Genomic DNA, 11,237 nt, shown 5'->3' with positions numbered 1-11,237 from the left:
GAGCGTTACGGCATGCGACGCCTGCGCTTCTTCAACCTCGCCACCAACCGCACGCAGTGCATACTGGCCGCCTGCGCTTACAATCTGCGCACCATGATTGGCGTCCTCTATCCACCCGATGAGAGGCGGACATGAGGGAGGAGTGCGTCCACAATCCGGCGGGACGGCTGCCTAAACCGACAAAGGCCCCGCAAGGGCCGCCGAAAACCGCTCTGCCGGCCTTCAAAAAGGCCCTCACTGACCACCGAAATCCACTTCGCTCCCCGTGCAAAGCCCTCCCTGTGGGAGAAGGAAGAGCAGGCGTGCCACCTTCACCTTGCCAAATCCGGCCTTGCCGCCTATTCTTGCTGCTAAAATAATTTCACACACAGGCAAACTTGTTTCTCAAGACACAGGGTCGAGATGAGCCAGTCGCCCTACCCCGCCGTCGCAGCCGGACCGCCCCGGCCGAGCCTGATCCTGCGGCCCGGCCAGATCGCGCTGCCGGCCGGCATGGAGCGCTATTGCGTCCAAGGCAATGGCGCGGTGCTCATCGAGATCGAGGCCGGCGACACGATCAGCGTGCGCAATGTCGAAGGCGGGCAGGCTTGCGAGCTGCTGGCATGGGACAAGAGCGGCGCGACCGACCCCAACATTCTAGGCGAGAAATCGAACAGCAATGCCGCCGGCATCAAGGCGCTGCTGGCCGTTGGCGACGACAGCCTCGCTTCCTTGCGCCGGGGGCTGGAGCGACGCCAGGTGCAGCTTGATCAGGCGAAGGCGGTCCGCGTCTTCGGCGGCGCCACCCCTGCCGGCACCGAACAGGGTTTTGCCGTCGCCCGCGACGGGTCGATGCTGATCGCCGCCCCGGGCGGGCCGATGCTGGTTGATGGACACGACACGGCGACGCCGCTCAGCGTCATCGTCCGCCGCGCCACGATCCGTCCGACGGCGAAGTCGCAATTGGGCGATCCGCTCGCCGATCCGGTGCTCGATCTGCGCGTCCATTCGGCGACCGCGGAATCCTACTTCGTCAAGGCGGGCGACTATCTGCAGATCATCGATGTCGACGGGCGCCAATCCACCGACTTCCAGTGCTTTTCGGCGCGCAAGCTGGACAAGGGACGCGACCATCCGCTCGACGTGACGACCACCCGCACCCTGATGGGCTCGAGCTATCCGATGCCCGGCCTGCACTCGAAATATTACGACCAGGACATGGAGCCGCTGGTCGAGGTGGTGCAGGACACATGCGGCCGGCACGATGCGTTTGCGCTCGCTTGCGCCGCCAAATATTACGACGACATCGGCTATCCCGGTCACCCCAATTGCTCGGAGAATTTCAACCGTGCGCTGTCGGACAAGGGAGTGAGCCCCCGCGCCGGCTGGATGGCAATCAACTTCTTCTTCAACACGGCGATCGACGCGCATGGCGTCATGGTGTCGGACGAGCCGTGGTCGCGGCCGGGCGACTATGTGCTGCTGCGGGCGCTCACCGACATCGTCTGCGTCTCGTCCGCCTGCCCCGACGACACGACACCGGCCAATGGCTGGAACCTCACCGACATCCATGTGCGGACCTATTCCGGCCAGCACAAATTCTCGCGAGCGATCGCCAGACGCATGACGCCCGATTCGGAACCGAAAATGACCCGCGAGACCGCTTTTCATTCGAGCTTTGCCAAGCACACCCGCAACTTCGTCGAGTACAGGGGCTATTGGCTGGCCAACTCCTTCGCTAGGCAAGGTCCTATCGACGAGTACTGGGCCTGCCGACAAGATGCCGTGATCATGGACCTGTCGCCGCTGCGCAAATTCGAGGTCACCGGCCCGGATTCCGAAGCGCTGCTGCAATACACCCTGACCCGCGACGTGAAAAAACTCGGCGTCGGCCAGGTCGTCTATTCGGCCATGTGCTACGAGCATGGCGGCATGATCGACGACGGCACGCTGCTCAGGCTCGGCAAGGACAATTTCCGCTGGGTCGGCGGCGACGATCTTTCCGGCGAATGGCTGCGCGACACGGCGACCAAGCTCGGCCTCAACCTGCTGGTGCGCTCGTCCACCGACCAGATGCACAATGTCGCCGTGCAGGGGCCGAAGAGCCGTGACATCCTCAAGGAGATCATCTGGACCTCGCCGCTGCAGCCGTCGATCGAGGAACTCGAATGGTTCCGCTTCGCCGTTGCCCGCATCGGCGGCGGCAATGGCATTCCGGTCGTCGTCTCGCGCACCGGCTACACCGGCGAGCTCGGCTACGAGATCTGGTGCCATCCGCGCGACGCCGAAAAGGTGTTCGACGCCATCTGGGAGGCCGGCCAGCCGCATGGCTTGAAGCCGATGGGACTACAGGCGCTCGACATGGTGCGCATCGAGGCCGGGTTGATCTTTGCCGGCTATGAATTTTCCGACCAGACCGATCCGTTCGAGGCGGGCATCGGCTTCACCGTGCCGCTGAAGACCAAGGCTGACGATTTCATCGGCCGCGAGGCGCTGATCCGGCGCAAGGAAAACCCGCAGAAGAAGCTGGTCGGCCTCGACATCGACGCCAATGTCGCGGTCGGCCATGGCGATTGCGTCCATGTCGGCCGCGCCCAGATCGGCGAGGTCACTTCGAGCACGCGTTCGCCGGTGCTGAACAAGAACATCGCGCTGGCCAGGCTTGACGTCACCCATTCCGCCATCGGCACCGAGGTTGAGATCGGCAAGCTTGACGGCCACAGCAAGCGGCTGCCGGCGCGCGTCGTCGCCTTCGCCCACTACGACCCGCAGAAGACCAGACCGCGTTCCTGACGGCAGCATCCCTTGCCTTCTCCCCGGGGAGAGAAGGTGGACCGGCTCGCAGCGCCGAGACGGAAGAGGGGGGTTGGGCGGAGTGCTGTCGGTGCCAAGCTGAATCACCCCCGACCTCGCTTCGCGAGGCCACCTTCTCCCTCAACAGGAGAAGGTAAGAGCGTGTTTCGTAAGCGCGCTGTGCACAGCTTCACAAAAACGCTTGACGTGAAAGCGTGACGGATCAATCTTCACTGCCAAGAAAAAAATACTACTGAGCGGAAAACGCCTGAGGTCGTTCAACGCGTGCGTCGGTGACGCATCGCGAGGTGTCGGCCGTCGCCGATGGGGAACATCAAAAATGGGGAATTCACGTAAATGAGCACGATAGTCTCTGCCTTGGTGCCGGCTGCCGAAGGGAAGTTGCACCGGAACATCGATTGGCGCGGTGCCTTCTGGGTGGCAAGCGGCGTTCCCGCCCTTGTGCTGTTTTCGATCGGCGGCATTGCCGGCACGACCGGGAAGCTGGCCTTCCTGATCTGGACGGTGTCCATGGTCATGGGCTTCCTGCAATCCTTCACCTATGCGGAGATCGCCGGCCTGTTTCCGAACAAGTCCGGCGGCGCCTCGATTTATGGCGCCACCGCCTGGCTTCGTTATTCCAAGTTCATCGCGCCGCTTTCGGTGTGGTGCAACTGGTTCGCCTGGTCGCCGGTGCTGTCGCTCGGCTGCTCGATCGCCGCCGCCTACATCCTCAACGCGCTGGCGCCGGTGCCGCTGTTTACCGACACCTCGCCGGAAGTCGCCGCCTACATCGCGGCTCATGCCGGAACGAGTGCCGCCGACGCCATCACGGCGGTGAGCGCGGCCGCCACACCGGCGATCCGCAACTGGACGCTCTACGGTCACACGTTGGGTCCGGTCTCCTTCACCTTCAACGCAACCTTCTTCATCGGCGCAGTGCTGATGCTGATCATTTTCTCGATCCAGCATCGCGGCATCCTGGGCACGGCCAACGTGCAGAAATATATCGGCCTGTTCGTCATCATCCCGATGCTGATCGTCGGCGTCGTGCCAATCATCACCGGCCAGATCGACTGGGCGAACTTTTCGCCGCTGGTGCCGCTGGCTGCCGCCTACGCGCCCGAGCCCGGCGCGTGGAACATCGCCGGATGGACCCTCGTTCTCGGCGGCATGTTCATCGCCGCCTGGTCGACCTACGGTTTCGAGACAGCCGTCTGCTACACGTCCGAGTTCAAGAATCCCGGCACCGACACCTTCAAGGCGATCTTCTATTCCGGCCTGCTGTGCATGCTGCTGTTCATCCTGGTGCCGTTCACCTTCCAGGGCGTGCTCGGCTTGAACGGCATGCTGGCGACCCCGATCGTCGATGGCTCCGGTGTTGCCGATGCCTTGGCCGGAATGGTCGGCGGCGGACAGCTGATCCATAGCCTGCTGGTGATGCTGATGATCCTGGCACTGGTGCTGTGCATCATGACGGCGATGGCGGGGTCCTCGCGCACGCTCTATCAGGGCTCGGTCGATGGCTGGCTGCCGCGCTATCTCAGCCACGTCAACGAGCATGGCGCCCCGACGCGGGCGATGTGGACCGACCTCATCTTCAATCTGTTCGTGCTGGCCATCGCTTCGGCCGATGCGACCAGCTTCTTCTTCATCCTCGCCGTGTCGAATTGCGGATACATCATCTTCAACTTCCTCAACCTCAATGCCGGATGGATCCACCGCATCGACAACGGCCATATCGCGCGACCGTGGAAGGCACCGAGCTGGCTGCTCGGCCTCGGCGCCATCCTTGCCTATGTGAACATGATCTTCATGGGCGCCGGTGCAAAGATCTGGAACCCGATGGCACTGTGGGCAGGGCTGATCACGGCTGCCCTCATCATCCCAGTGTTCTGCTTCCGGCATTACATCCAGGACAAGGGCAAATTCCCCGACCACATGCTGGCTGATCTCGGCATGACGTCGTCCGATCTCGCCGTCAGAAAGGCGGGCATCCTACCCTATTTGACGCTGATCGCCGGCGTCGTGGTGATGCTCCTCGCCAACTGGCTGTTCGTGATCTGACCTCCGCCTCAAGGGATCGAGCGCGCGATGCGCTCGATCCCTTGCATGTTTTGTTCTTGCTTTGTGCCGGCAGTTATGCTAGTGATTCAGCTGTAGTGCCGATTGGCACCGATGACCCGCCGCCGGCGGGTTTTTTCGTTTCAGGGCCTATTCGGCGGACTGTTCAGTCGATCTTGATGAACACGCCCTTGGTGTTGAGATACTCGTCGAGGTGCTCGACGCCGCCCTCGCGGCCGTAGCCGCTCATCTTGTAGCCGCCGAACGGCACGGCCGGATCGATGGCGTGGTAGGTGTTCACCCAGACCGAGCCGGCGCGGATTTTTCGTGATAGCTGGTGCGCGGTGGCGACATTGCGGGTGAAGACCCCCGCCGCGAGACCATAAGGCGTGTTGTTGGCCCGCTCGACTGCCTCATCGAGCGTATCGAACGGCAGCGCCGAAATGACCGGTCCGAAGATTTCCTCGCGTGCGATCTTCATGTCGTCCGTGACATGGGCAAAGACCGTCGGCGCGACGAAATTGCCGGCGGCAAGCGCGCCTTCCACGAGGCGCGTGCCGCCGGTGACGAGGGTCGCGCCCTCCGCCGTCCCGGCTTCGAGATAGGAGGCGACCCGCTGCAGCTGCTTTTCGGAGACGAGCGGGCCGATCTCTGTTGCCGGGTCGATGCCGTCGCCGATCCTGAGACCCTTGGCATGGGCCGCCAGCCGTTCGACGAACTCGTCATGGATGGAGCGTTCGACAAACAGGCGCGAGCCGGCGATGCAGATCTGGCCGGAATTGGCGAACACCGACATCGCCGCCACCGGCACCGCTCTGTCGAGATCGGCGTCGGCGCAGACGATGACCGGCGACTTGCCGCCAAGCTCCAGCGAGACCCGCTTGAGGTTGCCGGCCGACGCCCGGACGATCGACTGGCCGGTCGCCGTCGAGCCGGTGAAGACGATCTTGTCGACGCCCATATGCTCGGCGAGTGCGGCCCCTGCCTCGGCGCCGGTGCCGGTCACGATGTTGACGACGCCTGGCGGAACGCCGGCCTCGTTCATGATGTCGGCGATCAGCAGCGGCGTCAGCGGCGCTTCCTCGGAAGGTTTCAGCACCACCGTGCAGCCGGTGGCCAGCGCCGGCCCGATCTTCCAGATTGATGCGGCGGTCGGTGCGTTCCAGGGGATGATGGCGCCGACGACGCCGACCGGCTCCTTGCGGGTGAAGGAGACGATCTCGCCCGGCAGCGAGTTCTCGATCGTCTCGCCATGTAGGGACGTCGCCATGCCGGCGTAATAGCGCAGCATGCCGATGACACGGTTGCGGTTGGCGCGGGTGCGCACGATCGGCATGCCCATGTCGGTCGTGTCCGAGCGGCTGATCTCCTCCCAATGTTTTTCGAAGAGGTCGGCGATCTTGAGGAGCAGCACCTGCCGCTCATAGGGCTTGAACCGGCTCCACGGCCCGTCGAAGGCCTTGCGCGCCGCGGCCACCGCCAGCTCGATATCCTGGCGATCGCTGCGCGGCACCGTGGCAATGACCGCACCGGTGGCCGGATTGCGGGTTTCCATGGTGCGGCCCGAGCGGGCGTCGACCCAGGCGCCATCGACGAACATCTGGCGATGGCGTCCGTCGATCGGCCGGCGCAGTGACACCGGTGTCTGAGCTATGGTCATGACGTCCTCCTCCAGCGCTCCTGCCGGTGGGCGGATTTAACCCCTGGATATCACATCTGCCAACAGCTCTATTCGGCCGCCACTCTATTCGGCGGCCAGAGGCAGTCGCGGCCTGTCGTCGTTGTCTGCCAGCTCCGGCTCGGCCGCCTGCTCCACGTCCTTGGCCTTCTTGCGCTCCCTGCCGAAGAACAAGGCATAGGCTGCCGGAAGCACGAGGATGGTAAGCACTGTGGCGACGAGAATGCCGCCCATCATGGCGTAGGCGAGCGGACCCCAGAAGACGCCGCGCGAAATCGGGATCAGCGCCAGGACCGCCGTCAGCGCCGTCAGCATGATCGGCCGGAAGCGGCGAACCGCCGAGCCGATGATCGCCTCCGAGCGTTCCATGCCGGCCGCTATATCCTGGTCGATCTGGTCGACCAGGATGATCGAGTTGCGCATGATGATGCCAAGCAGCGCGATCACGCCGAGGATGGCGACGAAGCCGAACGGCGCGCCACTGATCAAAAGTGCTGCGGCTGCACCGATGATGCCGAGCGGACCGGTCGCCAGCACCAGCATCGCCTTGCCGAAATGCTGCAGCTGGATCATCAGCAGCACGACGATGACGGCCAGCATGATTGGAGCTTTCGCAGCAATGGAGGCCTGGCTTTCGGCCGAATCCTCGGCGCCGCCCTGGATCTCGACGGCGTAGCCGGGCGCCAGACCGTCGCGCAGGCCTTGCATCTCGCTGTACATCTTCATCACGACATCGTTCGACTGCACGCCATCCGGCAGCGTGGCACGCACGCTGATGGTCGGCAGGCGGTCGCGCCGCCATTCGACGCCTTGCTCCAACACCGGGACGACCTTGGCGACCTGCGACAGCGGCACGAAGCCACCGAAATCCGTCGGGACAGAGACGGAGTCGACCGCCGACAGCAGGTGACGGCTCGCCTCCGGCTCGCGGGCGACGATCGAAACGGTCTCCTCGCCGTCGCGGAAATCATCGAGCGGCGCTCCCGACATGGTCGCCTGCAGCATCTGGCGAATGCGCTGCGAGGTGACGCCGAGCGCACGGGCGCGATCCTGGTCGATCACCAGCTTCATCTCCGGCACCGGCTCGAGCCAGTCGTCGTGAACGGCGCCGAGCAGCGGATTTGCCTGGAACTTCGCCTTCACTTCGTCGGCGATGCGGCGCACCTCCTGGCGATCCGGACCCATGACGCGCATCTGCACCGGCCAGCCCGTGGGCGGCCCGAGGAACAGGCGGTCGACCTTGGCGCGGATCGACGGGAAATCCTCGGCCAGAATGGTGCGCAGCTTGACGATCAGCCGTTCGCGGGCCGGTTCGTCATTGGCCATCACCAGAAGCTGGGCAAAATTCGGATTGCGAAGCTGCTGGTCGAGCGGCAGGAAGAAGCGCGGCGCGCCCTCACCGATATAGGTGGCGATGAAGCGCTTGTCCTTGTCGTCCATCATCCTGGTTTCGAGCGCCTTGGCCTGCGTCTCGACTTCCTTGATGCTGGTGCCTTCCGGCAGCCAGAGGTCGACAAGGATTTCCGGACGCGACGACTGTGGGAAGAAATTCTGCGGGATGAACTGGAATGCCCAAAGACTGGTTGCGAAGGTCACCAGTGTCATAACCAGCACGATGATGCGGTGGCGCACGGACCAGCTGACGGTGGCGCGAAGCCGGCGATAGAAGCGCGTGTCGAAGACATCGTGATGGTTGCCGGCGTGCTTTCGCTGCTTGAGGATCATGTTGCCGAGCCACGGCGTGAAATAGACCGCCACGAACCAGGACACGACCAGCGCGATGCCGACGACATAAAACAGCGTGCGCACATACTCACCGGCCGTCGAGGCGGCGAAGCCGACCGGGATGAAGCCGGCGGTGGTGATCAGCGTTCCGGTCAGCATCGGGAAGGCCGTCGAGGTATAGGCGAAGCTCGCAGCCTCGACCTTGACCAGTCCTTCCTCGAGCTTGCGTTCCATCATTTCGACGACGATCATCGCGTCGTCGACGAGCAGGCCGAGCGCAATGATCAGCGCGCCGAGCGAAATGCGCTGCAGATCGATGCCGATCTCGTACATGATGGCGAAGGTAGCGGCCAGGACGAGCGGAATGGTGATCGCGATCACCAGGCCCGAACGCCAGCCGATCGTCAGGAACGAGACGACAAGCACGATTAGCAGCGCCTCGCCAAGCGCCTTCATGAACTCACCCACCGCTTCCCTGACGACTTCCGGCTGGTCGGCTATCTGATCGACCGAAACGCCGTAAGGCAGCGCCTCTTCGAAGCGGTGATAGGTCGCTTCGACGTCCTTGCCGACATCGGTGACATTGAAGCCTTTGGCCATGACCACACCGACCTGGACGCTGTCGTGGCCGTTGTAGCGGTATTTGCGCTGATAGGGATCCTCGAGGCCGGAGGTCACGGTGGCGATGTCGCCCAGGCGCGTTACCTGGTTGCCGGCGCGCAGGCGAAGTTCGCGGATATCGGCCGCCTTGGTCACGTCGCCCTCGACCGAAATGCGCACTGAGTTCGTGCCGGTATCGACCGAGCCCGCCGGATCGACATTGTTCTGGCCCTTGATCGCGTTCTGCAGGTCGGTGAGCGTCAGGCCGCGCTCGGCAAGCGCCTTGGACGAAACGTCGATATAGAGTTTTTCCGGCTGGTCGCCGATGATCACGGCCTTCTCGACGCCGGGCGTCGTCAGCAGCATGTCACGCGCCTGAATGGCTAATTTCTTCAGCTCGGGATAGCTGTAGCCGTCGCCGCTGATCGAATGCAAAGTGATGAAAGTGTCGCCGAACTCATCGTTGAAGTAGGGCCCGAGCAGCCCCTGAGGCAGCTCGTTGGCGATGTCGCCGACCTTCTTGCGCACCTGGTAGAAGGCATCCGCGACCTGCGCGGGGTTGGTGTCGCCTTCCACCTGCAAGGTGATTATGGCGCTGCCGGCGCGTGTGTAGGAACGGACAAAATCGAGATGCGGCGTTTCCTGCAGCTTGCGCTCGATCTTGTTGACGACCTGGTCCTCCATGTCCTGGATCGAGGCACCCGGCCAGACAGCCTGGACGACCATGACGCGGAAGGTGAAATCCGGGTCTTCCTTCTGGCCCATGCGCATCAGGCCGAGCGCGCCGGCAACGATGATCAGGCCGAACAGGAACCGCGCAATGCTCGGATGCCCGATTGCCCAGCGCGAAAGGTTGAAGGGCCGCTTTTCATTGGTGTCGGTGGTCATAGCGCCAGTCCATTTGTCTGATCGTCAGCGCACGCACGTGGCATGCCCACGGAACTTCTAATGCTGGAGCCTGTTCCATCCCGACATGATCGGGATGGGGCTCCATCTTTCCTGTTCGAGCATAATCTTGTCCGAAAACCGGATTCCACTTTTCGGATCATGCTCCAGGCTTCCGGGCGGCGAGGCTTTCCGAGCGGAGAGACACTCATCGCGGTGGGACGCGAGGATCGATGTGGGGGTTACATCGACCCGACGTCTCGACAATCGGGCACCTGCCGCCCGGAAACCATGAACCGCTTGACCTCGCGGCTTGCGCCGATGCGAGGAAAAGCCGTTTTATTCTTGGCCGTCAGCGCACGCGCTTGGCGGCGTCGCCATCATCGTCCGCAGATGCGGACTGTTGCACCGCATCGCCGGTCAGCTTGACCTTCAGATTCTCGGTCATGAATTGTGTGCCCGCCGCAACGACGACGTCGCCGGGTTTCAATCCTTCGGCAACATGCACGCCGTCGGCGGTGAACTCGGCGACCTTGACCGGACGCGCGTGGACGGTCTCGCCGTTGCGATCCACGGTCCAGACGATCTGCTGGCCATCCTTTTGCGCCAGCGCGCTCAACGGGACCGATACGCTTTGTGGGCGGTTGTTGGCCGCCGAAGCTTCGATGTTCGCGGTCATGCCGAGAAGCACGCGCGGATCGTTGGGCAGGCTGACGCGGACGGCAAAGGTACGCGACTGCTGATCGGCGCTGCCGGCGACTTCGCGGACCTTGCCGTCGAGCGTCAGCGCATCATCCGACCAGAAGCCTGCCTTGACGTCCTTGCCCGGCTTGAACTGGGCGATATCCATTTCCGGAACGGCGATCAGCACTTCCTTTTCGCCATCGACGGCAACAGTCACAACCGGTGTGCCGGAGCCGACCACCTGACCGACATCGGCGGCTACTGATGTGACGATGCCGTTCCTGTCCGCCTTGAGGTCGGTGTAGAGGACCTGGTTTTTCGCCTGGTCAAGCGTTGAGCGGGCGGAATTCCGGGTGGCGACCGCCTGGTCATAGCTGAGCGTTGCCTGTTCGAGCTGCGATTTCGACGCGAAGTTCTTGGCAAACAACTGTTCGGCACGACGACGGGCAAGGCCTGTTGTCTCGACCTGCCGCTCGGCGGCCTCGAGGCTGGCCTCGGCGCTGTTGACCGAAAGGTCATAGTCGGCGGGATCGATGCGGGCCAGAACGTCGCCCGGCTTCACGCGCTGGCCGATGTCGACCAGGCGCTCGGTGATCTTGCCGTTGATGCGGAACCCGAGATTCATCTCGGTGCGGGCGCGCACCGATCCGGAGTAGGAAAGCTCACGGGTATCGTTGGTCTTGGCGATCTCGACGACCTTGACCGGCCGAATGATGTCCTTGACTTCCACTTTTTCTTGCGAGCAGCCGGCGAGCCCGAGCGCCGCGACGACGACCAGAGCCGGACCGACGGCCGACAGCCTGTTCATAATGGATTTGGACAAAGGCAC

The 11,237-nt window shown here is 63.3% G+C and carries 5 protein-coding genes; 2 read left to right on the top strand and 3 right to left on the bottom strand.

Going from position 1 to position 11,237, the window contains the following annotated elements:
• Positions 1-402: 402 nt before the first annotated feature.
• Both EOC93_RS18695 and EOC93_RS18690 read left to right on the top strand, forming a co-directional pair.
• Positions 403-2,772 (top strand): aminomethyltransferase family protein, encoded by a 2,370-nt coding sequence (locus EOC93_RS18695; protein ID WP_127205358.1) that lies wholly within the window; start codon positions 403-405, stop codon positions 2,770-2,772.
• A 357-nt stretch (positions 2,773-3,129) separates the two neighbouring features.
• The gene (locus EOC93_RS18690) at positions 3,130-4,839 is read left to right on the top strand and encodes an APC family permease (RefSeq protein ID WP_095483881.1); all 1,710 of its coding nucleotides are present in this window, start codon (positions 3,130-3,132) and stop codon (positions 4,837-4,839) included.
• A 163-nt stretch (positions 4,840-5,002) separates the two neighbouring features.
• Here EOC93_RS18690 and EOC93_RS18685 read toward each other — a convergent pair whose 3' ends face one another.
• From EOC93_RS18685 to EOC93_RS18675, 3 genes are all read right to left on the bottom strand, one after another.
• Positions 5,003-6,496, bottom strand: a complete 1,494-nt coding sequence (locus EOC93_RS18685) for an aldehyde dehydrogenase family protein (protein WP_095483880.1) — start codon at positions 6,494-6,496, stop codon at positions 5,003-5,005.
• An 84-nt stretch (positions 6,497-6,580) separates the two neighbouring features.
• A complete protein-coding gene (locus EOC93_RS18680) occupies positions 6,581-9,727 on the bottom strand; it encodes an efflux RND transporter permease subunit (protein ID WP_095483879.1) in 3,147 nt (1,048 codons plus the stop codon).
• Between the two features lie 349 nt (positions 9,728-10,076).
• The gene (locus EOC93_RS18675) at positions 10,077-11,237 is read right to left on the bottom strand and encodes an efflux RND transporter periplasmic adaptor subunit (protein WP_164759190.1); all 1,161 of its coding nucleotides are present in this window, start codon (positions 11,235-11,237) and stop codon (positions 10,077-10,079) included.

This window comes from Mesorhizobium sp. M6A.T.Ce.TU.002.03.1.1, assembly GCF_003997275.1.
GTDB lineage: Bacteria > Pseudomonadota > Alphaproteobacteria > Rhizobiales > Rhizobiaceae > Mesorhizobium > Mesorhizobium mediterraneum.
Note: the sequence above shows the minus strand (reverse complement) of the source record. Positions and strands in the feature narration are given on the sequence as shown.

Excerpts from the sequence above, each read along its gene's own strand:
- EOC93_RS18690 (WP_095483881.1), top strand. The coding sequence starts at position 3,130 with ATGAGCACGATAGTCTCTGCCTTGGTGCCGGCTGCCGAAGGGAAGTTG.
- EOC93_RS18680 (WP_095483879.1), bottom strand. The coding sequence starts at position 9,727 with ATGACCACCGACACCAATGAAAAGCGGCCCTTCAACCTTTCGCGCTGG.
- EOC93_RS18685 (WP_095483880.1), bottom strand. The coding sequence starts at position 6,496 with ATGACCATAGCTCAGACACCGGTGTCACTGCGCCGGCCGATCGACGGA.
- EOC93_RS18695 (WP_127205358.1), top strand. The coding sequence starts at position 403 with ATGAGCCAGTCGCCCTACCCCGCCGTCGCAGCCGGACCGCCCCGGCCG.